At 71.3% G+C, this 23178-nt stretch carries 23 protein-coding genes and 1 pseudogene; 9 read left to right on the plus strand and 15 right to left on the minus strand.

All coding sequences use genetic code 11. From position 1 onward, the window contains the following. The first annotated feature begins 61 nt into the window (after positions 1-61). Both LQ326_RS29800 and LQ326_RS29805 read left to right on the plus strand, forming a co-directional pair. Positions 62-607: a DoxX family protein gene (locus tag LQ326_RS29800; RefSeq protein ID WP_234542187.1), complete on the plus strand. Its 546-nt coding sequence runs from the start codon at positions 62-64 to the stop codon at positions 605-607. Between the two features lie 143 nt (positions 608-750). Continuing rightward, entirely contained in the window at positions 751-1065 is a 315-nt protein-coding gene (locus tag LQ326_RS29805) for a MazG-like family protein (RefSeq protein ID WP_234542188.1), read from the plus strand. A gap of 520 nt (positions 1066-1585) precedes the next feature. On the opposite strand, the gene LQ326_RS29810 is transcribed toward LQ326_RS29805, so the two are convergent. Next, positions 1586-2581, minus strand: coding sequence for a hypothetical protein (locus tag LQ326_RS29810; RefSeq protein ID WP_234542151.1), 996 nt, complete (start codon positions 2579-2581; stop codon positions 1586-1588). A gap of 522 nt (positions 2582-3103) precedes the next feature. On the opposite strand from LQ326_RS29810, the gene phoU reads away from it, so the two are divergent. Continuing rightward, entirely contained in the window at positions 3104-3769 is a 666-nt protein-coding gene (phoU, locus tag LQ326_RS29815) for a phosphate signaling complex protein PhoU (protein ID WP_234542152.1), read from the plus strand. Positions 3770-4105: 336 nt separating this feature from the next. Here phoU and LQ326_RS29820 read toward each other — a convergent pair whose 3' ends face one another. From LQ326_RS29820 to LQ326_RS29830, 3 genes are all read right to left on the minus strand, one after another. After that, positions 4106-4714, minus strand: a complete 609-nt coding sequence (locus tag LQ326_RS29820; protein ID WP_234542153.1) for a hypothetical protein — start codon at positions 4712-4714, stop codon at positions 4106-4108. 401 nt (positions 4715-5115) lie between these two features. Continuing rightward, on the minus strand, positions 5116-6588 hold the full coding sequence (locus LQ326_RS29825; RefSeq protein WP_234542154.1) for an APC family permease: 1473 nt from the start codon (positions 6586-6588) through the stop codon (positions 5116-5118). 68 nt (positions 6589-6656) lie between these two features. Then, the gene (locus LQ326_RS29830) at positions 6657-7391 is read right to left on the minus strand and encodes a FadR/GntR family transcriptional regulator (RefSeq protein ID WP_234542155.1); all 735 of its coding nucleotides are present in this window, start codon (positions 7389-7391) and stop codon (positions 6657-6659) included. Positions 7392-7608: 217 nt separating this feature from the next. On the opposite strand from LQ326_RS29830, the gene LQ326_RS29835 reads away from it, so the two are divergent. Continuing rightward, positions 7609-9060, plus strand: a complete 1452-nt coding sequence (locus LQ326_RS29835) for an amino acid permease (protein ID WP_234542156.1) — start codon at positions 7609-7611, stop codon at positions 9058-9060. A 57-nt stretch (positions 9061-9117) separates the two neighbouring features. Here LQ326_RS29835 and LQ326_RS29840 read toward each other — a convergent pair whose 3' ends face one another. The 4 genes and pseudogenes from LQ326_RS29840 to LQ326_RS29855 form a co-directional block, all read right to left on the minus strand. Then, entirely contained in the window at positions 9118-9933 is an 816-nt protein-coding gene (locus LQ326_RS29840; RefSeq protein ID WP_234542157.1) for an SAM-dependent methyltransferase, read from the minus strand. Between the two features lie 133 nt (positions 9934-10066). After that, positions 10067-10603 (minus strand): AMIN-like domain-containing (lipo)protein, encoded by a 537-nt coding sequence (locus LQ326_RS29845; RefSeq protein ID WP_234542158.1) that lies wholly within the window; start codon positions 10601-10603, stop codon positions 10067-10069. Positions 10604-10776: 173 nt separating this feature from the next. Beyond that, complete coding sequence (locus LQ326_RS29850) at positions 10777-10980, minus strand: DUF397 domain-containing protein (RefSeq protein ID WP_234542159.1); 204 nt, start codon at positions 10978-10980, stop codon at positions 10777-10779. Then, a pseudogene (locus LQ326_RS29855) lies at positions 10977-11231 on the minus strand (Scr1 family TA system antitoxin-like transcriptional regulator); the annotation flags it as partial. The pseudogene LQ326_RS29855 and the gene LQ326_RS29850, both read right to left, overlap by 4 nt. A 185-nt stretch (positions 11232-11416) precedes the next feature. Between LQ326_RS29855 and LQ326_RS29860 the strand changes: the two are divergent. Further along, positions 11417-12643 (plus strand): cytochrome P450, encoded by a 1227-nt coding sequence (locus LQ326_RS29860; protein ID WP_234542160.1) that lies wholly within the window; start codon positions 11417-11419, stop codon positions 12641-12643. 146 nt (positions 12644-12789) lie between these two features. Here the strand turns inward: LQ326_RS29860 and LQ326_RS29865 are convergent, their stop codons facing one another. The 5 genes from LQ326_RS29865 to LQ326_RS29885 all read right to left on the minus strand — a co-directional run bounded on the left by LQ326_RS29865 (position 12790) and on the right by LQ326_RS29885 (position 17324). Further along, positions 12790-14052 (minus strand): cytochrome P450, encoded by a 1263-nt coding sequence (locus LQ326_RS29865; RefSeq protein WP_234542161.1) that lies wholly within the window; start codon positions 14050-14052, stop codon positions 12790-12792. Continuing rightward, positions 14049-14663, minus strand: coding sequence for a GTP-binding protein (locus LQ326_RS29870; RefSeq protein WP_234542162.1), 615 nt, complete (start codon positions 14661-14663; stop codon positions 14049-14051). The genes LQ326_RS29865 and LQ326_RS29870 overlap by 4 nt, the downstream gene beginning before the upstream one ends. Continuing rightward, positions 14644-15000 (minus strand): DUF742 domain-containing protein, encoded by a 357-nt coding sequence (locus LQ326_RS29875; protein WP_181805518.1) that lies wholly within the window; start codon positions 14998-15000, stop codon positions 14644-14646. The genes LQ326_RS29870 and LQ326_RS29875 overlap by 20 nt, the downstream gene beginning before the upstream one ends. Then, positions 14997-15416 (minus strand): roadblock/LC7 domain-containing protein, encoded by a 420-nt coding sequence (locus LQ326_RS29880; RefSeq protein WP_234542163.1) that lies wholly within the window; start codon positions 15414-15416, stop codon positions 14997-14999. The genes LQ326_RS29875 and LQ326_RS29880 overlap by 4 nt, the downstream gene beginning before the upstream one ends. Before the next feature lie 117 nt (positions 15417-15533). Then, positions 15534-17324, minus strand: coding sequence for a sensor histidine kinase (locus tag LQ326_RS29885; protein WP_434056960.1), 1791 nt, complete (start codon positions 17322-17324; stop codon positions 15534-15536). 949 nt (positions 17325-18273) lie between these two features. On the opposite strand from LQ326_RS29885, the gene LQ326_RS29890 reads away from it, so the two are divergent. Then, positions 18274-19002 (plus strand): DUF4142 domain-containing protein, encoded by a 729-nt coding sequence (locus tag LQ326_RS29890; RefSeq protein ID WP_234542165.1) that lies wholly within the window; start codon positions 18274-18276, stop codon positions 19000-19002. A gap of 265 nt (positions 19003-19267) precedes the next feature. Here the strand turns inward: LQ326_RS29890 and LQ326_RS29895 are convergent, their stop codons facing one another. Next, positions 19268-20257, minus strand: coding sequence for a GerMN domain-containing protein (locus LQ326_RS29895; protein ID WP_234542166.1), 990 nt, complete (start codon positions 20255-20257; stop codon positions 19268-19270). 273 nt (positions 20258-20530) lie between these two features. On the opposite strand from LQ326_RS29895, the gene LQ326_RS29900 reads away from it, so the two are divergent. Beyond that, positions 20531-21169: a DUF6518 family protein gene (locus tag LQ326_RS29900; protein WP_234542167.1), complete on the plus strand. Its 639-nt coding sequence runs from the start codon at positions 20531-20533 to the stop codon at positions 21167-21169. Between the two features lie 281 nt (positions 21170-21450). Here the strand turns inward: LQ326_RS29900 and LQ326_RS29905 are convergent, their stop codons facing one another. After that, the gene (locus LQ326_RS29905) at positions 21451-21831 is read right to left on the minus strand and encodes a winged helix-turn-helix transcriptional regulator (RefSeq protein WP_234542168.1); all 381 of its coding nucleotides are present in this window, start codon (positions 21829-21831) and stop codon (positions 21451-21453) included. A gap of 138 nt (positions 21832-21969) precedes the next feature. Here LQ326_RS29905 and LQ326_RS29910 point away from each other — a divergent pair, with 138 nt between their 5' ends. Next, on the plus strand, positions 21970-22377 hold the full coding sequence (locus LQ326_RS29910; RefSeq protein WP_234542169.1) for a RidA family protein: 408 nt from the start codon (positions 21970-21972) through the stop codon (positions 22375-22377). A 419-nt stretch (positions 22378-22796) separates the two neighbouring features. Beyond that, the gene (locus tag LQ326_RS29915; protein WP_234542170.1) at positions 22797-22976 is read left to right on the plus strand and encodes a hypothetical protein; all 180 of its coding nucleotides are present in this window, start codon (positions 22797-22799) and stop codon (positions 22974-22976) included. Positions 22977-23178 lie beyond the last annotated feature (202 nt).

The following is a 23178-nucleotide window of genomic DNA, read 5'->3' on the forward strand; positions in this document are numbered from 1 at the left end:
ATCGGGTGTGCCGGGTGCGACGGTGGAAACCCGCGATCCGTTGCCGCCGATGGGAGTTCCTGTGACCTGCTACGACCGACGTGACGTGGGCCTGCTGCTGCTCCGGCTGGGCACCGGCGGGGTACTGGCCGCGCACGGCGCGCAGAAGCTGTTCGGCTGGTTCGGCGGGGGCGGGGTCAAGGGCACGGGCCAGTACATGGAGTCGGTCGGGTACGCGCCGGGCAGGCAGAGCGCGCTGGCGGCGGGGCTGGCGGAGGCGGGCGGCGGGACGCTGCTGGCGCTGGGCCTGGCGACGCCGGCGGCCGGCGCCGCGGCGGCCGGCTCGATGGCGGGCGCGACCGCCCTGCACAGGCCGAACGGCTTCTTCGCCCAGGAGGGCGGCTACGAGTACGCGGCGACCCTGGGCCTGGCCACCGCGGGCCTCGCCGTCACCGGCCCCGGCCGGCTCTCCCTGGACCACGCGCTGGGCCATGTCCTGGACCGCGGCTGGATGGTCCCGGCGGCCCTCGGCGTGACGGGGGCGGTGACGGCCGTGGTCATCGGGGCCCGGAACCGGCGGGTGCGGCGGGCGAAGGAGGGCGAGCAGGAGGCGCTCTTCGAGGAGTAGTGCGGGGTGGGGCGGCGTGGGGGTGGGGCAGGCTGTCCGCCATGACGGAACAGGAACAGGAACAGGAACAGGGACTGCGGACGACACCGCCTGCGAACCCCCCGGCCACCTCGGACGCCCCGGACGCCCCCGGAGCCCCGGACATGTGGGACTCCGTCGAGGACCTCTGGACCTGGCTGGACGCCAACCGCCGGCACGGCGGCGAGACGGGCCTCGTGCTGCGCATGCTCAAGCTCACGGAGGAGGTGGGCGAGGTCGCCCAGGCGGTGATCGGCGCGACCGGCCAGAACCCCCGCAAGGGCGTCACCCACAGCTGGGAGGACGTCCAGGGCGAACTGTGCGACGTGGTGATCACGGCGCTGGTGGCGCTGCGGACGCTGACGCCGGACGCCCGCGAGGCGTTCGAGCGCCATCTGGCGCGGGTGACGGAACGCTCGCTGGGCACGACCGCGCCGTAGGACACCCGGCGCCGGGGCCGTGCGGGCGCGGGCCCGTTCGCGATGTCCGCGCCGGCCACCACGGCCCCGTCGGGTGCGACATGTCTGCGGGCGGCTTGCGTTCATGTGCTGTCGGTGCCGCGGAGGTGATGTGTCTCCGTCGGTCCGGCCCAGAAATGTCCGGCCCAGACACATGTCTCCCGGCCGGCATGGGAGGTCGGGCACCGGCACTCAGCCGGTGGCCAGTACCCGGGGGCGGCGTCCTTGAGCCGGGTCGTGAGCCATTTGATCTGGGTGAGGGTCTCCTTGTGGAGGGCGGTGACCTCGTCGAGCAGGTCCGGGTCGCGTACGGCCTGTGCGAGCTGGCCGAGCAGGATCCAGTGGACGCGGGGCCCGGTGAGGCGTGGTCTGCGGCCGCTTCCTGACCGCGCACGGTCTGCGTCTCGGCGTCTCCCCCTCTTTGGGCGCCGCGCTCGGCACCGGGTATCCCGTGAGGCACAACTCGTGTGCCGCGGGCCGGAACTGACGCTCCGTAAGCCTGTCAGTTGCGCAGGCGGCGCACGGCCTGGGCCTCGGCGCGTTCCACTGCGCTGCGACCGTGGGTGTGCACCAGAGCCAGGTGGAACAGGGCGGGGGCGACCGGAGCCCAGCGACGGACGCGGTCCGGGCGCAGGAGGTAGCGCACCACATCCGCCGGGCGGAACGGCACGTACTCGATACCCTGGTGTTCCCACCGGTCGGCGACGCCGCGCGAGATACGGTCTCGCAGCGCGTCGCCGGTCAGGCCGGCCAGGTGCGCGGTGAAGTGGGCGCACCACTGCCGCCGCTCGACGTCCAGGACGAACGCCAGCATCGTGAGCGTGAACTCGTGCGGCTCCAGGGACAGTTCCTCGCGCATGCCACGCCGCGCGACGTCGTGCAGATCGGGTGCGCTGCGGCCGGCGGAGTCGATGTGCCGGGACAGCCCCTCGTTCACCGAGGAACCCCACAGGCCGGCCCCCGAGCGGACGTTGGCGGCTCGCTGGCTGACCACGAGCAGATGGTCGGCGGTGACCACAGCCACGTTCACGCCGAAGCTGCACTGCAGGAAGGCCGGGGCGTCCAAAGGCTTGTCCGGGTCGAGATAACGCCCCCTGGGAGTACTCCCGTCGAGCAGCCGGCGATCGAGCTGCTGGGCCGCGAGGAAGGTGAAGTAGTCCGTGGGGCGCAGCCGCAGTCGGACCTCTGGCTGTTCCTCGAGCGCGGTGCGGGAGATCTCCAGGCTCTCCACCGCGTACCGGGGGCCGTTCCAGGTGCGAACTCGGATGCCGTTTGTCTCCGCCTGTTCCTCCGCCTCCGCGATTTCCGCACGCCACGGCGCCATCTCCTCCGGGAGGACCACCTCCCCCTCCAGCACCTGGACCCGGACCGACTCCGGCGCGATGGCCTGCTCGCCGTCGCCCTCGACGATGAGCGCCGACGTCTGTAGCGGCCCGATCGAGAATGTCGACCACGTGGAGAGCGCAGCGCCGTCCGCACGGTAGGTCAGGCTGCGCACAGCAGTAGCGGATCGGCGGCGGATCCTGAACCAGGCATCCTGGAGCGGCTGCTGGAAAAGTATGGTGAAGAGGATGCCGATGACGGCCCCGACTATCCCATTGACAAGATCGATCCCGGTCACAGGGCCGCAGCGTATAGCCTCCCCTCCCGGCTCTGGGGTGTTTCCGCTCGCGGCCAGGGGTGCCCCGTGGCGTGGTTGGGCTCGAGGATCCAGTCCGGCGGCCTCGTCCGGCACTCCGGAACCTTGATCACCTGGGCCGTGATCACCAAGGCCCGGCCCGCGCGTAACCGGCCGGGCTCATCGGCAAAGGTCTGGGCCACATCACTGGCTGTGACCTCCGCATTTCGAGCCTACGCCCGCCCTGGCCGGGCCATGACCACTCCCGGCCACCGGCCGCGCCGCCCGAAGCCCCGCAGGCCCCCCTGACGTCCGGCGTGACGCCGATGTCCCTGCTCGCGCGGGGTGTGTGGGATTCTGGCAGAGACGGGGACCGGGGACAGACACAGGGAGTGGGCTCGTATGCGCGGGGCTTACCACGAGGAGCTGGCCTCGATCGGCGAGGCCCTTGTGGACATGGCGAACCTGGTCGGTTCGGCCCTGGGCCGGGCCACCAGCGCGCTGCTGGACGCAGATCTCCAGCTCGCGGAAAGCGTGATCTCCGCCCACGCCAGGATCGATGACCTGCAGCGCGACCTGGAGGACCGGGCGATCGCGGTCCTGGCACGCCAGCAGCCGGTCGCCACCGACCTGCGCCTGGTGGTCACCTCCCTGCGCATGAGCGCGGACCTGGAACGCTGCTCGGTCCTGGCCCAGCACGTCGCCAAACTGGCCCGGCTGCGCTACCCAGGGCATGCCGTGCCCCAGGACCTGCGCCGCACCATCCTGGAGATGAGCCAGCTCGCCCAGCGTCTGATGGCACAGGCCGCCGACGTCCTCGTCACCCACGACCTCGACGCCGCGGTCCAGATGGAGCAGGACGACGACCGGATCGACGAACTGCACCGCTCGGTATTCCAGCACCTCATGGACGATCGCTGGCACCACGGAGTGGAGACCGCCGTCGACGTCACCCTGCTCGGCCGCTACTACGAACGCTTCGCCGACCACGCCGTCTCCGTAGCTCGCCACGTGGTCTTCCTGGTCACCGGCGAACACGTCGCCGAGCTGACAGCGACACATCCATGACCACATGTGCCACGGCGCCGCGACCGCACACGACGACCGTGCTGACCGTCAAGCGCCGGCTCAGAGGGAAATGGCCGGGTCACGTAGGGCATCGTCACTGATGCGCTGCCCGGCCTGGGCTGTCAGCCGGCCCGCCTGCCGACCGCGTCCAGATCCACTCCTGCCTCCCGACCACCCCCTCCCCGTAAGTCGATTTTGTCACTATTTGATCGGGCATGGACCGAGTGTGGTCCCAGGGCCACGCGGTCGGGGGTGCGTGAGCCGGGAACAGGGACGACGCAGTCCTTCTTCGCGAGCGGCCGGGCCAGGTGCCGGCGGAAGCCGTCGGCCGCGTGGCTAGGCCTCGGCGTCCGCGTCGGCCTCCGGTGCCTGGGGCTCCCGCGACGCCTTGAGCGTGTAGGAGACGGCCCTGCCCTGCTTGGTGCGCCAGGCCCGGTTCTTGGCGACCAGGTTCTCCAGGGTCGTGCGGATCACCGTCGTCTTGATGGCGCGGCCGGGCTGGGCCGCCCTGATCGCCTCGGCGACATCGGTCACGGACACCGGTTCCCGCTGCTGGGCGAGGTAGGTGTGCACGGCCTCGACGAGGCTCGGTTTCGTCTGCGCGGGGCTCGGCTTCGCCGAGGCACGGCGTTTCGCCGCGGACTCGGTCCGCTGGTGCGGCACGGCGGCCGCGACGGCATCGGTTGCTTCGGCCGGTCCGGCCGGTCCGTCGGTCCCGGACGAGGAGGCCGTGGCCGAGCCGGATGCGGGGGCGGTGGCCTGCGGGGTGAGCGCCTGCTGGAGCCGCTCCAGCACCACCCTGTTCTCCCGTACCGCGCGCAGCTGTTCCTCCAGGGCGGCGATCTCGGTGGCGAGGCGGTCCTGTTTCTCGGCGTTGAGTTCGAGGTCCTGCGCGATCCGTGCGCTGTACTCGGACGCCAGCTCGGTGCCGGGTGACTCGGACATGCGATCGGACCTCTCGTCGATGTGCTCCGCGCGATGTCCATGTGTCGCGCGCGGGGACACAGCCTACGCACATAGGCCGTCCCACGGACGTGACTTGGGCCGACAGGTGTCTCAACCGGCGGCGCCGACACCTTCGATGACACCTACGACCGTCTCGGGCCGCGCCACATGGCCGACCTGGCCGTCGGGCGCCCCGCCGACCGTGGCGCCCGCGCGCTCGGCCGCCGGGCCGACGGCGGGCTCGTCCGGTCCCCGGCCCCGACCAGGCAGCGACCGGGCAGCAGCTGGGTACGTCGGCGCGGGCCGGTCAGGTCCGCGCGGGCGGGGACGGGGCCGCGCACGGCGGCTCAGCGGGAACGCCCGGCGCTCCCCGCCGGGCCGGGGTGGCGGCGGACCGGAGGTCACTCCTCGTCGGCGACGACGGAGCCGACCCGGTCGGCCAGCTGGGGGTCGCGGCGGACCAGCACCGTGGCGTAGCAGACGGCCGCCAGCAGGGCGGCCAGGGCGGCGTACGGGAACCAGCTGTACGGGGCGGGCTGGCCGGGCTTGGTGAGGTAGTAGAGCGGAACCAGGATCGCCAGGGCGCCGGTCGCCGGCAGGACGAGATGCCGCACGGTCCGGAACTCCTGCGGCCGGTACCTGCGGTAGTACAGCGGCAGGGCGATGTTGGAGGCCAGGTAGACCAGCAGGATCAGGATCGTGCCCAGGCTGGAGGACTCGGTGAAGAAGACCACCGGGTCCATCGGACCGCCGTCGGCGCCCAGCAGGTGCCCGAGCCCCCAGCCGCCGATGATCAGCAGGGCGGTGACGGCGAAGGTGACGATCGCGTTGTTCGGCGTACGGCGGGTGGGATGGACGTAGCCGAAGAAGGACGGCAGCAGCCCCTCGCGTCCGGCGTTGAAGATCAGCCGGGCCTGGGAGTTGATGCCGGCGATCAGCACGCCGAGGGTCGAGGTCAGGCCGCCGACGTAGGCGAGGACGGCCAGCGCGCCGAAGGTGTTCTGGGCGAGGTCGACGAAGGGGATGGGTGAGTCGCCGAGCCGTTCGACGTCATAGCCGAAGCCGGTCACCGTGGCGTAGGCGAAGAGGATGTAGCTCACCGTCATGATGGCGACGGAGGAGAACACCGCGCGGCCGACGTTGCGCCGGGGGTTCTCGGTCTCCTCGGCCAGCGCCGCCGAGTTCTCCCAGCCGACGAACAGGTACACGGCGAGCGGGAAGCCCGCGGCCAGCCCTCTGACGCCGTGGGTGATGTGACCGGGCAGGAACGGTGCGGCGGACAGACCGCCGCGGTGCTCGGCGAGCGCCACGGCCGAGACCACGACGAGGACCAGCATCTCCACGGCGAAGAAGTACCCGGCCCACTTGGTGGAGACCACGATCCCGCGCAGCATCAGCACGACCGCCAGCCCCGTCAGCAGCAGCGTCCAGATGATCCAGGGCACGTCGAGGCCGGTGTAGTGGTGCAGGGTGATCTGCACGAAGCCGCCCGAGATCGCGATGACGGAGGCCATCGCGATGATGTAGCCGAGTCCGGCGAGCAGGGCCGTGGTCACCGCGCTGACCGGCCCGAAGGTCCGGCCGACGAAGGTGATGAAGCTGCCCGCGGAGGGATGCGCCCGGGAGAACTCGGCCAGGGTGTTGCCGAGCAGCGCGACGGCGACGCCGGCGGCGGCGATGGTCAGCGGGGAGGCGACGCCCGCGGTGGTGGCCAGGAAGGCGAAACCGAAGAAGAAGCTCATGGCCGGACCGACGTTGGCCATGGTGGCGGCGGCGATGTCGGCCATGCCGAGGACACCGCCGCGCAGCCGCTGGGGCGCGGATCCGGCGGGGCCCGGTGTCGGCGGCGGTCCGGCGGCTGCGGGGTCGGGCATGGCGCCAGCTCCTTAAGCGGATGGTGGGGTCGGGGCGAGGCGGTCGTCGGGGACGGCGGGGGCCGGCGTCAGGCCGGTTCGGTGTCCCGGTGGGCCTTCACCGCGGCCACCGCCTCGGCCATGGCTCCGCGGGCCAGTCGGTCGAGCAGGTCGGCGTGGTGGTGGTTGCGCGCCCGGACGGCTTCGGGCGCCGGGGCCGGCACCAGCAGGCACTGGCGGCCGAGCAGGTCGGCGGCGAACTCGCGGATGCCGGGGCCGCCGAGCGCCTGGGCGAGGTCGAGGTGGAAGCGGGTCTCCAGTTCGAGCAGCCGGGCCGGCGCTTCGGACCGGTCCATCTCCTCGACCAGCGCCCGCAGCCCGTCCAGCCCGCCGTCCGGGAGCTCGCCCACCGCGTGGGAGACCAGGCCGCACTCCAGGAGCACATGGACGGCGTCCAGTGCGGCCGCCTCGGCGGGATCGTGCAGCACGGCGACGACCGTGTCCCACTCCCCGGCCACGAACGTGCCGCCGGACCGGCCCCGGCGGCGGTCGAGCAGGCCGTCCTGGCACATGCCCTCCAGCGCGCGGCGCACGGTGATCTCACTGATCCCCAGTTCCTCGGCGAGCACCCCGGCGTCCGGCAGCCGGTCTCCGGGCGCCGCGGACCGCAGCCGCACCCGCAGGGCGATCCGCGAGCGGACGAGTTCCGCTCCCGTCAGCCCCCGGCCGGGCAGGACACGGGCGGCCAGGGCCCCGGCACCCGGCGCGGGCCGCCCGGGACCCGGCTGGCTGTAGGGGCCGAATTTGCCCGCTGTGTTCACCACGACGCCACCCTAACGGCGACCACGCTGCTGCTACGTGCATGAGTTCCCCTCAGGGCCGGAACACGGGGGGACGGGGCGACGGCCGCACCCGGAGGGCATGGCTCTACGCTGAACGGAAAATAGAGCAACATGAACATTTAAACAAGACTGTTTTTTTAGATCCTACTGAACTAATTTCCGTGACGCCCTGGTCCGCACCCCCTCCATGGATGGCGAGATGACCACCACCCTGCCCGCAAGCCCACCCACCGAGCCCGGTCTGAAGGCCGGACTCAAGAGCCGCCACCTGTCGATGATCGCCATCGGCGGCGTCATCGGCGCCGGCCTGTTCGTCGGCTCCGGCTCCGGCATCGCCGCCGCGGGCCCCGGCATCCTGATCTCGTACGCGCTGGTCGGCGTCCTCGTCGTCCTGGTGATGCGCATGCTCGGCGAGATGGCCGCGGCCAACCCCAGCTCCGGCTCGTTCTCCGCCTACGCCGACCGCGCCCTGGGCCGCTGGGCCGGCTTCACCATCGGCTGGCTGTACTGGTTCTTCTGGGTCGTGGTGCTCGCCGTCGAGGCCACCGCCGGCGCGAAGATCCTGGCCGGCTGGATCCCGGCGGTCCCGCAGTGGGGCTGGGCACTGATCGTCATGCTCGTCCTCACCGCCACCAACCTGGCCTCGGTCAGCTCCTACGGCGAGTTCGAGTTCTGGTTCGCCGGCATCAAGGTGGTCGCCATCGCCGCGTTCATCGTGATCGGCGGCCTCGCCCTCTTCGGCCTGCTGCCCGGCTCCGACCACCCGGCGTCCGGCTTCACCAACCTCACCGCGCACGGCGGCTTCCTCCCCCACGGCCCCGGCGCGATCCTCACCGGTGTCCTGATGGTGGTCTTCTCCTTCATGGGCAGCGAGATCGTCACCCTGGCGGCCGGCGAGACCGCCGATCCGAGGGCCGCGGTCACCAAGGCGACCAACAGCGTCATCTGGCGCATCGCCGTGTTCTACCTGGGCTCCATCCTGATCGTCGTCTCCCTGCTGCGCTGGGACGACCCGGCGATCCTCAAGGACGGCTCCTACGTCGCCGCGCTCAGCTCCATCGGCATCCCGCACGCGGCCCAGATCATGAACGCCATCGTGCTGACGTCCGTGCTCTCCTGCCTCAACTCCGGCCTGTACACGGCCTCCCGCATGGCGTTCTCCCTGGGCGGCCGCAACGACGCCCCGGCCGCGTTCGCGCGGACGACCGGCCGCGGGGTGCCGCGGGCGGCCATCCTCGCCTCGGTCGTCTTCGGCTTCGTCGCCGTCGCCTTCAACTACCTGTGGCCGGACACGGTCTTCCAGTTCCTCCTCAACTCCTCCGGTGCGATCGCCCTGTTCGTGTGGCTGGTCATCTGCTTCTCCCAGCTGCGGATGCGCCGCGTCATCGAGCGCGAGGCGCCGGAGAAACTGGTCGTCAGGATGTGGCTCTACCCCTACCTGACCTGGGCCACCATCGGCCTGATCACCTTCGTGCTCGGCTACATGCTCACCGACACGAGCAACGGCGGCGGCCGCGACCAGGTGGTCCTGTCCACCCTGGTGGCCCTGGCCGTCGTCGTCTTCGCCCTGGTCCGCCAGCGCGTCTCCGGCCGCGCCGGGGCACGCGACACGGCACGGGAGGCGGCACCGGAGACGGCCTCCCTCTCCTGACCCGCGCCGCGCGAGGGGAGCGGGTCGGTGCCGCACCGACCCGCTCCCCTCGCGCCGTCAGGGCTTCCGCGCGAGTCCGCCGTGCTCGGCGACGACCTCCGGAGTACCCGAACCGGGCTCCGGCCGCCACCGGGTCACCGGCACGACACCGGGTTCGACGAGTTCCAGGCCGTCGAAGAACGCGGTGATCTCATCGACGCCGCGCAGGTTGTAGGGAACGGCGCCGCTGTTGTTGTAGGCGTCCTGGGCCTGCTCGAAGACGGGGTCGATGCCGCGCGACCCGTCGTTGACCGAGAGGTGGCTGCCCGAGGGCAGCGCGTCCATCAGCCGGGTGACGATGGAACGGGCCTGGTCGTGGTCGGCGACGTGGCCGAGGATGTTGCTGAGGATGAGCGCGGTGGGACGACCGAGGTCCAGCGTCCTGGCGGCGGCTTCGAGAATCCGGTCCGGGTCCGTCACATCGGCGTCGATGTAGGCGGTCGCACCCTCCTCGGTGGAGGTGAGCAGCGCCCGGGCATGCGTGAGCACCATCGGATCGTTGTCCACATAGACGATCCGCGCCTCGGGAGCGAGCCGCTGGGCGACCTCGTGGGTGTTCTGCGCGGTCGGCAGTCCGGTACCGATGTCCAGGAACTGCCGGACACCGGCCTCGGAGACGAGATACGTGATGGTGCGCCGCAGGAAGGCCCGGCTGGAGCGGGCGATGGTGACGATCCCGGGAAAGACATCGGTGTACGCGTCACCGGCCGCCTCGTCGACGGGATAGTTGTCCTTGCCGCCGAGCCAGTAGTTCCAGATCCGGGCGGAATGCGGCACCGACGTGTCGATCTTCTGCCGCTCGGCCGGCTCGGGCGTGGTCACGGCGTCGTCCATGGGCCGGGTACCTCCTTCGGCGGGGCGGGGATCGTTCGCGGCCCATCCTACGATCGAACTCCGTTTCCCTGCCTGCGAGTTCACGTCCTGCGTCAGCCGGGGGCACGCCCAACGCGCCCCCGGCCGCACGGGGTCACCAGGTGTGCGCCACGTCCACCACGAGATGGTTGGCCGTCTGGAAGACCCGGAACGGCAGCCGGGCCCGGACGCCCAGTCCGGCCTGGGTGTAGCCCTCGGATCCACCGGTGAACTTGAACTCCCGGAAGGTCCGGTACCCGGTGACGTCGACGGACGGAAGCGGCGGGTAGGGCTGTCCGGTCGCCGGGTCGTAGCGCGGGGAGAACAGCGAGATCTCCAGAATGGCTCCGCCCTTGACCGGAACCACCTCGTCGCTCGGGTCCTGGTGCAGCACGTCGACGTAGCGGACGCGGTAGCCGATCGGGTCGGCCCCCGTGCCCTCGGCGTCGAGGACCAGCCGGTCGAAGCACTCGTGCTGCCCGGCCCGCACGCCGCTCAGTCGCCTGGAGGCAGCCGCGTCACCGGACTTGTCCAGGCTCCCCCACGTCACGGCACAGTCCACGGCCGTCGGCGCGGCCACCGCCGGAACCGTGCCGGCCAGCAGGCCGCCGCCCGCCAGCACCATGGCGGCCAGTGCAGTACCTATTCGCATGACTACCCCCAGTAGTTCGCGTAGGTGTGTGCCTGTTCAGACCGGCGGCCTCCCGGAAGGTTGTGCGTGCTGGAGCAGTCCATTACGGCGCAGGGGGCCCGTCCGCAACAGCTGCCTCGTGAGGCCACGGCCCTTCCGGGCTCCGTTGGGGCGTGCGCAGGGCCCTGCCCCTGTCAGAGTGCCGCGAACCCGACGAACGCGGTCCACGCCGCGGGTTCCACGGTCAGCGCGGCGCGGGCCGTGTCCTTCGAGTCGCGGACGTGGACCGTGCCGGGGGAGGCGGCGACCTCGACGCATTCGCCGCCGTTGCCGGCGCTGTGACTGCTCTTGAACCAGGCCAGTTCGTCCAGGCCTCGGCTGGCCTTTTCCCCGCTCATCTCTCTCCCAACAGCTTCTCGATCAACGCACGTGATTCTGCCGGAGTGCGGGCCTGCGCGCGCAGAGTCCCGTACGTACGTTCAAGCTCCCGGACCCTCTGGCGCTCCATGTGCACACGGCTGTCGCCTTGTACCTCCGCACCGGCGATCCTGCGCCCATCCTTCATCTCCATCAAGGTGAAGGGACCAGCCAGTCCCGCGTGTTCCTGACGGGAGAGCGGCATCACCTGGATCTCCACATTGCGCTTCTGGCCGGCCGCTCCCGGCAAGACCGTATGGGCGAAGCTGCGCGTACCGACGGCCCACGACGGAAGCCAAAGGGCGATTTCCGGCCGATGCCCACTCCCGGAGTGGCCGGATCTCGCTCCCTCTGTCGCATCTGATGGTTGATCATTAACCTTGTCCGGTACGTGACACCATGATTCCAGGGAGCCACATGTCCACCGCACAGCAGGTGCCCGACATCCTCTCGGCCGAGTTCGCCGCGGCCCCCTATCCCGCCTACCAGGTCATGCGGGAGACCGCGCCCCTCATCTGGCACGAGGCCACCCAGAGCTACATCGTCTCTCGCTACGAGGACGTCGAGCGTGTCTTCAAGGACAAGGCCGGCGAGTTCACGACCGACAACTACGCCTGGCAGATCGAGCCTGTGCACGGCAAGACGATCCTCCAGCTCAGTGGCCGGGAGCACGCCGTACGCCGCGCCCTGGTCGCCCCCGCCTTCCGCGGCAGCGACCTGGAGCAGAAGTTCCTGCCCGTCATCGAGCGCAACTCCCGCGAACTGATCGACGCCTTCCGGCACACCGGATCCGTCGACCTGGTCGCCGACTACGCCACCCGCTTCCCCGTCAACGTCATCGCGGACATGCTGGGTCTGGACAAGGCCGACCACGCCCGCTTCCACCGCTGGTACACGGCCGTCATCGCCTTCCTCGGGAACCTCTCGGGCGACCCCGAGGTGACGGCGGCCGGTGAGCGGACCCGGGTGGAGTTCGCCGAGTACATGCTGCCGATCATCCGGGACCGCCGCGAGAACCTGGGCGAGGACCTGCTGTCCACGCTGTGCGCGGCCGAGGTCGACGGGGTGCGGATGAGCGACGAGGACGTCAAGGCGTTCTGCAGCCTGCTGCTCGCCGCCGGCGGCGAGACCACCGACAAGGCCATCGCCGGCATCTTCGCGAACCTGCTGGTCAACCCCGACCAGCTCGCCGCCGTCCGCGCGGACCGCTCGCTGATCCCGCGCGCCTTCGCGGAGACCCTGCGGTTCACCCCGCCCGTGCACATGATCATGCGGCAGTCGGCGACGGAGGTGAAGCTCAGCGGCGGCACCATACCCGCGGGGGCCACCGTCACCTGTCTGATCGGCGCCGCCAACCGCGACGAGAGCCGCTACCGCGACCCCGACCGCTTCGACATCTTCCGCGACGACCTCACCACCACGACCGCCTTCTCCGCGGCCGCCGACCATCTCGCCTTCGCGCTCGGCCGGCACTTCTGTGTCGGCGCGCTGCTGGCCAAGGCGGAGGTGGAGATCGGCGTCGGACAGCTCCTCGACGCCATGCCCGACGTACGTCTCGCCGACGGGTTCGAACCGGCCGAGCAGGGCGTGTTCACCCGCGGGCCGCAGAGCCTGCCGGTGCGGTTCACCCCCGTGCGGGACTGACCGCACCGATCGGCCACCGTCCGCCGGTCCACCGCCCACCGATCCACCGCCCACCGATCCACCGTCCGTCGTCCGCCATTCACCGATCCACCGCTCGCCGACGCGCGCCGGGGTCCGGGCCCCTCGCTGGGGCCCGGGGACCCGCGCTACTGCATCACCGGCGTGAACCGCACCGGAAGCGCCGTAAGGCCCCGCATCCAGATCGACGGACGCCAGCTCAGCTCCTCCGGCTCCACCGCCAGCACCAGGTCGGGCAGCCGCTCCAGCAGCGTCTCGACCGCCGTCCGCGCCATGACGTCCGCCAGCAGGGGAGCAGGATAGGGGCAGCGGTGCTCGCCGTTGCTGAACGACAGGTGCGCGGCGTTCTCCGCGCCCACGTGTCCCTCGGGCCAGATCTGCGGGTCGGTGTTGGCCGCGGCCAGCCCCAGCACCAGGCAGTCACCGGCCTTGATCTGCCGGCCGCCCAGCTGGACGTCCCGCGCGGCCCACCGCCCGATGAAGTTCTGCGTGGGTGTGTCCAGCCACAGCACCTCGTTGAGCGCCTCGCCGACGCTGAGCCGGCCACCCGACACGTTCACGGCGAACCGCTCGTCCGTGAGCAGCAGACGCAGCGTGTTGCAGATCCAGTTCGCCGTGGGCTGCTGCGCCGCCGCGATCACGGAGATCAGGTCCTGGACGATCTCCTCGTCCGTGAGGCCGGCCTGGTCGGTCAGCATGCGCGAGGTGACGTCCGGGCCGGGGGCGGCCCGCTTGTCCTTCACCAGCTGCCGCAGCCGCTCGCCCACGCGCCCGTACGCCGCCACGGGATCGTCGCCCTCCCCCGCGTCCAGGGAGGCCCGCAGGTCGTCGACGAGTTGGCGGGTGTCGTCGCCCGAGGTCGGCATCCCGCACATCTGCACGGCGGCCCGCATGGGCAGGGCGTGCGCGAACTCCGCCATCAGCTCCGCCTGGCCGCTGCCGGCGAACCGTGCGATGAGGTCGTCGGCGATCTCGCGGCAGTCGTAGGACAGCTCGAACTGGTCGACGCCCTCCAGCGCCTGGGTGATCACTCCGGCCCGCTGCCGGTGCTCCTCGCCCTCGGTGAACAGCACCGACGGCTGGTACCCGACGTAGGGCAGCAGCGGCCAGTCCCCCGGGATGTTCTCCCACTGGTTCCAGCGCCGCGAGTCGCGGGCGAACAGGTCGTCGTGGCTGGTCACATAGGTGACCTCGGAGTAGCCGAGGACCAGCCAGGCGGGGATGTCGCCGTCGAGCAGGACCGGCGCGACCGGGCCGTAGTCCCGGCGCAGCGACCGGTAGAGCTGTGACGGCGTCTGCTGGTACTCGAGCCCGCCCAGCCGTACCGCGTCGGCGTGGGCGGGGCAGCCCGGGGGCGCCGGGTGCGCGGAGGGGTAGCCGGAGTCGGTCACAGTGTCGCCTCCTGGGCGATGGCCAAGTCATGGAGGTGATTGACGAGGGTGATCAGCACGTCCTTGCCGGACTGCCGGGACCGTGCGTCGCAGTCGACCATCGGCACGTGGGCGGGCAGGGCGAGCGCCTGGCGGATCTCGTCCAGGGAGTGCCGGACACCGTCGTCGAACCGGTTGACGGCCACCACGAAGGGAGTGCGGTGGTGCTCCAGCCTGTCGATCGCGTACCAGGAGTCGTCCATCCGGCGCGTGTCCACGAGGACGACGGCGCCCAGGGTGCCGGAGAACAGCCGGTCCCACAGGAACCAGAAGCGCTCCTGTCCGGGCGCCCCGAACAGGTACAGCACCATGCTGTCGTTGAGGCTGATCCGCCCGAAGTCGAACGCGACCGTCGTGGTGGTCTTCGTCGCCACCGCGCCGTTCTCGTCGACGCCCACGCTCGCCTGGGTCATGACCTCCTCGGTGTTCAGCGGCCGGATCTCGCTGACGGAGCGGACCAGGGTCGTCTTGCCGACGCCGAACCCCCCGACGACGACGATCTTCAGGCCGGTCTCCGCGGTGTCGTTCAGCGGCGTGCGGTGGGAGGGCAGCTCAGAGGTTGCGGAGCCCATGGAGCACCTCTTGGAGTAGAGCGGAATCGGGCATGGCGGCGACGGACGGGGCCGCGCGCGGATGGCGGGCGGTGATGCGGCCCATGTCCAGCAGATCGCCGAGCAGGATCCGTACCACCGTGACCGGCAGCCCGAGTTCCGCGGCGATCTCGACGACGGCGGCGGGATGCCGGCACAGCTCCAGGATCCGGGCGTGCTCCGACTGCATCCCCGGCACCGGCCCGCTCTCGCTGACGATGAGGGTGACCAGGTCGAAGGAGTCGTCGGCGCGGCTGCGTCCACCGGTGATGGTGTAGAGCCGGTCGGGATCACCCGTGTCGACGGGTTTGCGCGTCACGAGGTGCCGCTCCCCGCGGCCTGCGCCCGCGGCTCGGCCCGCAGGTGCTCGCCGATCTGCTCGACCAGTTCCGTCATCTGGTGGCCGACGACCCCGGGATCGGCGTCCTCCCCGGCCACGACGGCGAGGTGCGCCCCCTGGCCGGCCTCCACGATGAACAGCAGGCCGCCGTGGAACTCGGTCATCGACTGCCGGACGCCGCCGGTGCCGTCGCCGAACTCCATGGAGGCGCCCTGGGCGAGGGCCTGGATGCCGGAGCAGATCGCGGACAGTTGGTCGGCCCGGTCGAGCGTCAGGTGCTCGCTCCAGCAGAGCTTCAGGCCGTCACGGGACAGGACGAGAGCGTGCCGCGCGCCGGGGGTCTGCGCCAGGAGACTGTGCAGGAGCCAGCTGAGGCTGTTGTCGGTGGTCTGCATGATGGGTGATGGGACGGTGGTGTCCGGCTGACCGGTCACCGGCCCGTTTCTCCTATCTCACGAACTCAAGCGGGACGGGGCGCCGTCGCCCCGGACGCCGTACGGGAAGAGCTGGGACTAGTGAGCCGTCGGCGGCTCGGCCTCGAAACGCGCGTCCGGTCCGGCGGTACCCGTTCCGGTGCCGTCTCCGGTGCCGTTCCCCGACTGCCGTGCGCGGTGGAAGGCACCGAACCGCGAGCCCGCGTCGCGTACGGGGTTCGGTGCCGCCGGTGCCGCCGGTGCGTCATCGGCCTGCCCGGACACCCGCTGCCGTTGCTCGCGTTCGCGCTCCGCCTCGGCCATGGTGCGGCCGGGGGCACGGACCGGCAGGCCGTTCGGCGTGGTGCCGTCGGGCTGCCGGAGCCGCGCGTGGCCGGGCAGCTCGGGCCGTGCGACGGGGCGCTCGGTGACCGCGGACGGTTCCGGTCCCGCCGCCGCCCTCGTGACAGCGGGGCGGACGGGGGTGTCGGGCAGCGGGCGCGGCGCGGGTGCCGCGGGTGCGGGGGCCGCGGCCGCTGCCGCGGGCCGGGGGGCGGCCGTCTCGTGCGAGACCAGGTCGCGCTGCTGGGCGAGCAGGTCCAGGGGCAGCAGGACGACGACGCCGGTGCCGCCGCGGGAGGAGGGACGGTAGTTGACGCTGATGCCGTACTTCACGGCGAGCCGCCCCACCACGGCCAGTCCGAGCCTGGTGCCCTGCAGCGAGGCGAGGTCCATGACCCGGCCGGCCACGGCCTCCTCGGCGCGCCGCATGGCCGCGTCGGCCATCTTCAGGCCGCTGTCCTCGATGGTGACGACGATGCCGGCGCTGCGGTCCTCGACGTAGACGTGCACCTCGTCGATCGGCGGGGAGAAGTTCGCGGCGTTGTCCATCAGCTCGGCGAGCAGGTGCATCACTCCCTCGGCGGCGAAGCCGGAGACCGCGGCGCGGGTGGAGCAGTGCAGGCGCACCCGCTGGTAGGCGGCGATGCGGCCGACGGCACCGCGCAGGATGCTCTCCATCACGATCGGCTTGTTCCAGGCGCGGCTGGACCTGCCGCCCATGAGCAGCGCCAGCCGGTCGGCCATCAGGCCGAGCTGGGACGTACTGTGGTCCAGCTTCAGCAGGTCCCCGAAGACCTCCGCGCCGTGCCGCTCCTGCATGTCCCGCAGGTCGGCGAGCATGCTCACGGCCTTGGCCTGGACGCGGCTGAGCGCCTTGGCGGAGGCGGCCTGGGCCGCGGCGGCGCGCCGCTCGCTGAGGGCGAGTTCACGGATGAACGATTCCGCCGGAGCACGCAGCGCGGGCAGCCGGGGCAGCTCGACCTCGGCGAGCACGGTACCGGCGGACCGGCCGTCGCGCAGCCGGGCGACCGAGGTAGGCAGCGTCTCCCGTACCAGCCGCTCCAACTCACCTACGGCCTGGTCGAGTTCGTGCCGGGCCTTGCGGTACTCGCCGTCCAGGGCGGCCGTCCTGTGCACGTCCTCCTCGACGACGGCGGCGAACGTGTGTGCCAGCCGCTGCAGTTGAGGGTCGGACGGCGGCGGCACGCTGCCCAGCACGTCGGCCGCGCTCGCGCCCTCCCGCAGCCGTGCGGCCACGGCGGGCAGCGTCACGCCGGCCAGGTGGGATATCTCGGCCGCACGCCGGTTGGCCTCCGCCCCGAGACGGCCCTTCTCCGCCTCCTGCTCGGCGGCCGCTCTCCGGGCCCGGCGGACGAGCCGGTGCCCGACGAGAACGGCGAAGGCCACGCACACCCAGGCGGTCACCACCACAGCCAGGGTCCATGCGAAGGTGCGGGACGGCGCCAAGGCGATCGCAACGCCGCCGGCGGCGGCGCTCGCCACCAGCACTGCCGCCGGTACGGCGAACGAGGTGCGCGGCACCCCCACCGGTTGACGCTGGCGGGGTGAAGCAGACACTGGCATGGAGCGGTCCCTCGGTCTGTGCGAACAGGGGAATCAGGACGGCGGCACGGTGCGCCGTGGGCCGGAAGGGAAGTCAGCCGGTGGGAAGGCGATCTTCCGACCACGCACGGGTCATGCTAGTCACGCCGCTGCGCGGGAAGCCGCCGACGACGGCCCAGCCCGTCGGCAACCCGATTTTCGTCGCGAAACCATCGCCTGCATGTCCCGTTGTGGTATGGGGTGAGACTCCGACGGGACACCACCAAAAGGCGGGAACCAGGAAAATCCCCCTGATGCGACGTCACATCTCGCTCAGGGGTGACCATACACTGATCCGATCAGCGTCACTAGCGATCGGTTATCAGCCAAACACACTCACAAGAAAGCCTGTTCGTACCGCGACCGCATCGACGACCGGGGCGCCGAGGTGCAGGAACGTCAATGATCGTGAAGGTTGCGTGAGGGTGGCCGCAGGGGCGGCAGCCGAGTCGGACGCGGGCCGCCAGGGCGGGCGCGGAGACAGGGGCGCACGAACGCGGAGCCGGTACGGAGCCAGTACGGACCAGGAAGGGCGGGCGGGCGGCAGCCGGTGACCGCCGGCTCTCGTCGACCGAACAGCATCCCCCATCAGGCGTTGTGGACGAGCCGGAAAGGACCAGAAGTGCGGGAATGGACCTGGCCCTTCCCGGCCGCCGCCCCATGGTGGGCCGTGAGGCGCCCGGCCCCGATAGGGCCTAACAGTCCCTTCCTTGGCCGCCGGTAGGGCCGAACGGCCCTTCTTCACACCGCCGAGCGGACAGGGACGACCGGCACGCCGCACGCCGTGCCGCGGCCACCCGTGGCTTTACCAGCCCATGACCAGATCAAGAGGTTCCATGGGCCCTCGCGTCCGTATGTCTGTGCGTGCGGGATCCGAAGGACCGGATCAGGAGACATGGTGCTCGTTTCACGGAAGACGGCGGGAACTCTCGTCGTGGGTGGTGCGCTCAGCTTCACTCTCAGCTCCCTCTTCTACCCCTCCATGCTCGGAGTTCAGAAGGTCAGCAGCGCACCGTCGCGGGTCATCGCCGCCCCGGCGACCGGGACGCTGACGGAAGCCGACCGTGATTTCGTCGTCCAGGTGCGCGCGGCCGGACTGTGGGAGTACCCCGTCGGCCAGCGGGCGTTGAAGAAGGGGACCACGAAGGCGGTCAGGAGCGCCGGGGAGCATCTGGTCGACGGGGACGCCGCGTTGGACGCCGCCTGCCGAAATGTCGCCAACCAGTTGGGGATCGCGCTGCCCAACCAGCCGTCGCCGCAACAGCAGAGCCTGGAGTCCCGGCTGAACGCGGAAAGCGGCAAGCAGTTCGACACCGACCTGGCCACCACCGTACGCACGACGAACGGCCAGTTCCTCACCACGATCGCCAGTGTCCGCACCACCACGAGGAACTCGCTGGTCCGCGCTCTGGCCGACCAGGTCAACAACACCGTCCTCGACCACATCTCCGCCGTGGAGAAGACCGGCCTGGTCGACTTCGGCCAGGTCCTCGTCCAGGAAACCACCTCTCCCAACGTTCCGGCCCAGAACCTGACCCCGCCGCCCGCGGTCGCGGGCCAGCCGCAGACCGTCCTCACTCCGCCGGCGAACAGCACGGTGTCGCCGAGTCCGGCGGCGGGGTGAGGTGAGCACCTGGGCCGAGCCACCTCCGGCCGAGCCGCCTCCAGCCGGGCGGCCGGCGCGTTCGGCCCCGGCCTTCCGCCGTCCCCGAGCGGCGGGAGGCTGATCAACACCTCTCCGGATGGCCCCCTCGCGGACCGGCGTCCGGATCAGCGCCCACCGCGGGCGCGCCGGCGCCTCCCCCGGGACCGCGCCGGCCGGCCCGGGCGCCTTCGGCCGTCCGCCGTCCGGGGCATCGCCTCGCGGCAGCGGCGGACCGCCACCGTCGTCACCGGTTCAGGTACAGCGGAACGGTGTCCACGGTCACGGCCCTGCCGTCCCGGGGAGACAGGTAGTACGCGGTCAGCAGACCCGGACCGGTACGGACGGGCTTGTAGGGGAAGGTCACGTCGAAAGTCCCCCGGGTTCCGGTGCCGGACGTGGCCGTCACCCGGACGTCGGCCGCGGTGTGGCCGGTGGTGTCGGTGACCTTCAGCCGGAACACGGCCTCGAACGTGTTGGCGCTGCCCCACACCCGGACGGGAGTGCGCACGGTGTCCCCGATCAGCGGGGACTCCACCAGGACGGCAGGCGCGAGATCCTCGAAATCGGCCCGTCCCACCGGTCCGCTCAGGACGATGCCCTCGCCGCCGAAGTGCTTCACCGGCTTGCCGTCGAGCTCGAACCGGACCGAGTGGATGGTGGCGAAGCGGGTCGTGGTGAACACGACCTGGGCGAGCCGGGCCCGCATCGACAGGCTGCCGCCGCCGTCGTCGTACCGGCCGGAGAGGTCAACGGTCGCCACATGGTTCCGGACGGTGAGGGAGCGCAGCTTCGTGCCGGACGGGATGGCCGTGGTGCGGCTGCGGTTCTGTTCGAAGCGGCTGGGACCGTTCAGCAGGGCGCGGACGGCCGCGGTGGCGGTGGCCGGAGCGGTCACGGTGCGCGGGGCGGACGAGACCTGCTCGCCGTGCAGGAAGTACACCGCCGTGCGGACCTGCTTCGCCGCGCTGCCGGTGCCGCCGCTCGCCGAGGGCGTGGGGACCCCGGCTCCCGGCGTGGTGGGCGTGGCCGACGCGGACGGCGCGGGCGTTGCGGAGGTACCGCCCGGCGTCGCGGAGCCGGCCGTGGCCTTCGGGGGCCCGCTGCTGCCGCCCGGTGCGGTCGAGTCGGTGCCCGCGCCGCACGCGGTGACCGCGAGCAGGGGAAGCGCCAACGTCGCGGTGACCAGGGCGCGGTGGGGTCGGCGGGCGCGGACACTGAGGGCTTCGCTGTTCATGGCAGCCTCCTCCGGTCCTTCGAGTCAACCCCGCGACAAGGGCGCCTCTCCAGGGCTGATCGGCACTCGTCGCGAGGCCGGTCGGCACGAATTCGACGGACCGTTCAGTCCCGTGGCGGAGGTGGCTCCTTGCACGGCTGCGGGGCCGTCGCGTCGCCGGGGCCCGCCACGGCCTGGGAACGCGGCAGGTCAGAGCCTCCATGACGGAACGGGTCAAGCCCTCCCCCAGCAACTAAACACCATGTGTATACACTGCATGTATAGTACGGCGTCATGGCTTCCGTAACCGCCTTCCGGCGCGACACCCCCCTTGCCGTTCTCGCCGCGACCATCGCCTTCGGACTGCTGCTCGGCTGGGCGACGTACGCGCTGCACGGGACGGCACCCCTGCTGGACCGGGCCACCAACTCGGTGTCCACCTGGATCATCTGGACCGCCGCGGCCGGCGCGCTGATCCGGGGCCGGCGACTCGCCGTCTGGGCCGGAGCGTTGATGATGCCCGCCACCTGCGGCGGCTACTACACGGCGTCCACGCTCGGCGGCACCTTCGGGAGCGGAGGGCTCCCGGCCGCCGCCGTGTGGTCGTTCGCGGGGCTGGCCGGCGGGCTCCTGCTGGGATGGGCCGGGTGGACGGTGCGGCGAGGACAGGGGGACCTGCGGCCGGTGGCCGGGGCGGTCATCACGACGGTGGTGCTGGGCGAGGGTCTCTGGCTGGGACTGGGCCTTCACTACTGGACGGACGCGACCGTCTTCCTGGCCGTCGGCGCGCTGCTCACCGCCCTTCTGACCGCCTACCTGGCCCGCGCCGGGGCCCACCGCTACTGGCTGTGCCCGGCGCTCGCTCCCGTGGGCGGTCTCGTCTTCTACCTTGCCGAGAAGGGCATCCTCGACGGCCTGCTCGGGTCGGTCTGACTCCGCCTCGGCCCACCGCGCCGTTCACTGCCGCTCACCAGGCGGAGCCGAGGCCCGACTCCGGTCGCCTTCGGCCCGGTCAGCAACGGCCAGGTCGTGCCCACCGGCCGCCGGCGCGCGCATCACCGGCCGGGCGAACGCCGCCGCCACGTCCTGGAGCGTCGACGTGGAGCCGAGCGGACCGAGCGCCAGAAGCTGCGCGTCCAGACACTGTTCCCACGCGTGCTCTGTCGCCGAGTCACACAGCGCCTTTTACTCCAGCTGCACGTCGTGATCAGCCGTCAGGCGTCGAAGCGGTGGCGGGCGGCCTCGATGTGACCGAAGTACCGGTGGGTCCAGTCACACATTCCGTCGACGGTCGCGCGCAGACCCTGGCCCGGCTCGGTGAGGGTGTATTCGACACGTGGCGGGACGGTGGGGTGCACGCTGCGCTCGACCAGGCCGTTGCGCTCCAGCATGCGCAGGTTCTGGGTGAGCATCTTGTGGCTGATGCCCTCGATCTCGTTCCTCAGCTCGCTGAATCTCAGGGTGCCTTCACCGAGAGTCTCGATGATCAGGAACGCCCACTTGTTGGCGACGTCGGAGAAGATCTCCCGCGCCAATGAGTCCGCGCGCCTGAGGTCCGCCTCCTCGGATCGCCCCTTGATCTCCTTGGTCACCATCAGGTTCCCCAGTCACTAAAAAGTGCGTTCTTCCATGTCAGCGACCGCTCTCTTACGGTTCCCGAGTAACCACAAGAGACCACGAGGGTCTGGAGTGACGAGCACGGGCCCACGATGCCCGGACAAGGAGCGGACGGCATGGCCATCACCCTGGTGAACCCCAGCGGACTGCCCGAGATCGATGTCTACCGGCAGGTCTCGATCGCAACCGGGTCGAAGCTGGTCTTCATCGCCGGGCAGGTCGCCTGGGACGCCGAGGGGACCACGGTCGGCGAAGGCGACCTCGCCGCGCAGGTCGAGCAGTGCTACCTCAACATCGGTACCGCCCTCGCCGCGGCCGGGGGTTCCTTCGACGACGTGGCAAAACTGACCGTCTACGTTGTCGACTGGACTCCCGACAAGATGCCCCCGCTCCTGGAGGGGATCTCCCGGGCGGCCGCAAAGCTGGGATCCACCCCCGTCCCGCCGGCCACGCTGCTGGGCGTTGCGGCACTGGACGTTCCCGACCATCTGGTCGAGATCGAAGCCACCGCGGTCATCGGCTGAACGGCTGCCCTTCGCCCGCTGAGCATCGAAGTCGCCGACGGCCCGGTGGTCCGGGGACCGTCGGCGTGACGGCCCCCGGCCCGATGCAGGCCGCGGGCGCCACGTGGTGCGGACGGCGTGCCACCGGCGCCGCCTGCCGACGCGCAGTACGTCTCGGCCGCAGGTCAGCGGGCACGTGAACCACCTCTCCCCCGGCAACCGCTCCCCGGCAGCGCCGGAAGGCACCGGACCGGCCGTGGCCGTCATGCCGGATGGGGCCCGGCATGACGGCCACGGGCACGGGAAGCGGGCCCGCCGGGACCGGTGCCGTGGGCTCACCGCCGGCTCGGCGGCCCGGCCGATCCCAGGAACGAACTAAGTGACATGTCAATTCCTGGCAGAACCACGGCGCCTCGGGACTGACCACGCTCGACCTGTCGGTGGGAGTGAGCGTCTTCCCGCACGAACTCGTCCGCAGCCCGAGGATCTGGGCCGAACGCGCCTACAGCGACCTCGTCTGCTTCAACGACCAGATACCCCAGGGCGGCCACTTCGCCGCGTTCGAACAGCCGCTGCTGTTCACCCGGGAGGTCCGGAAGTTCGCCCGCCTGGTGAAGTGACCCCGGACCACCCCTGACGCGGATCCCGGAGGGAGGGAGCGCGGTCGCGGAAGGCGCACGACAGGCCTTTGCCGCCGCGTCTCCGCGCTCCGCCCCGGACACAGGCACCCGCCCGCCCACGAGCCGTTCCCAGCGCTTCGCGCACCGCCCAGGAAGGTAAGATGGTGGAGAGGTCAACCTTCTCGTAGGGTGGGGCGATGCC

This window comes from Streptomyces shenzhenensis, assembly GCF_021462265.1.
Lineage (GTDB): Bacteria > Actinomycetota > Actinomycetes > Streptomycetales > Streptomycetaceae > Streptomyces > Streptomyces shenzhenensis.

What these genes read in the sequence shown, in the direction of transcription:
- LQ326_RS29805 (WP_234542188.1), top strand. Translation starts at nt 751, where the DNA reads ATGTGGGACTCCGTCGAGGACCTCTGGACCTGGCTGGACGCCAACCGC.
- phoU (WP_234542152.1), top strand. Translation starts at nt 3,104, where the DNA reads ATGCGCGGGGCTTACCACGAGGAGCTGGCCTCGATCGGCGAGGCCCTT.
- LQ326_RS29820 (WP_234542153.1), bottom strand. Translation starts at nt 4,714, where the DNA reads ATGTCCGAGTCACCCGGCACCGAGCTGGCGTCCGAGTACAGCGCACGG.
- LQ326_RS29825 (WP_234542154.1), bottom strand. Translation starts at nt 6,588, where the DNA reads ATGCCCGACCCCGCAGCCGCCGGACCGCCGCCGACACCGGGCCCCGCC.
- LQ326_RS29835 (WP_234542156.1), top strand. Translation starts at nt 7,609, where the DNA reads ATGACCACCACCCTGCCCGCAAGCCCACCCACCGAGCCCGGTCTGAAG.
- LQ326_RS29840 (WP_234542157.1), bottom strand. Translation starts at nt 9,933, where the DNA reads ATGGACGACGCCGTGACCACGCCCGAGCCGGCCGAGCGGCAGAAGATC.
- LQ326_RS29845 (WP_234542158.1), bottom strand. Translation starts at nt 10,603, where the DNA reads ATGCGAATAGGTACTGCACTGGCCGCCATGGTGCTGGCGGGCGGCGGC.
- LQ326_RS29850 (WP_234542159.1), bottom strand. Translation starts at nt 10,980, where the DNA reads ATGAGCGGGGAAAAGGCCAGCCGAGGCCTGGACGAACTGGCCTGGTTC.
- LQ326_RS29860 (WP_234542160.1), top strand. Translation starts at nt 11,417, where the DNA reads ATGTCCACCGCACAGCAGGTGCCCGACATCCTCTCGGCCGAGTTCGCC.
- LQ326_RS29870 (WP_234542162.1), bottom strand. Translation starts at nt 14,663, where the DNA reads ATGGGCTCCGCAACCTCTGAGCTGCCCTCCCACCGCACGCCGCTGAAC.
- LQ326_RS29880 (WP_234542163.1), bottom strand. Translation starts at nt 15,416, where the DNA reads ATGCAGACCACCGACAACAGCCTCAGCTGGCTCCTGCACAGTCTCCTG.
- LQ326_RS29890 (WP_234542165.1), top strand. Translation starts at nt 18,274, where the DNA reads ATGGTGCTCGTTTCACGGAAGACGGCGGGAACTCTCGTCGTGGGTGGT.
- LQ326_RS29895 (WP_234542166.1), bottom strand. Translation starts at nt 20,257, where the DNA reads ATGAACAGCGAAGCCCTCAGTGTCCGCGCCCGCCGACCCCACCGCGCC.
- LQ326_RS29900 (WP_234542167.1), top strand. Translation starts at nt 20,531, where the DNA reads ATGGCTTCCGTAACCGCCTTCCGGCGCGACACCCCCCTTGCCGTTCTC.
- LQ326_RS29905 (WP_234542168.1), bottom strand. Translation starts at nt 21,831, where the DNA reads ATGGTGACCAAGGAGATCAAGGGGCGATCCGAGGAGGCGGACCTCAGG.
- LQ326_RS29910 (WP_234542169.1), top strand. Translation starts at nt 21,970, where the DNA reads ATGGCCATCACCCTGGTGAACCCCAGCGGACTGCCCGAGATCGATGTC.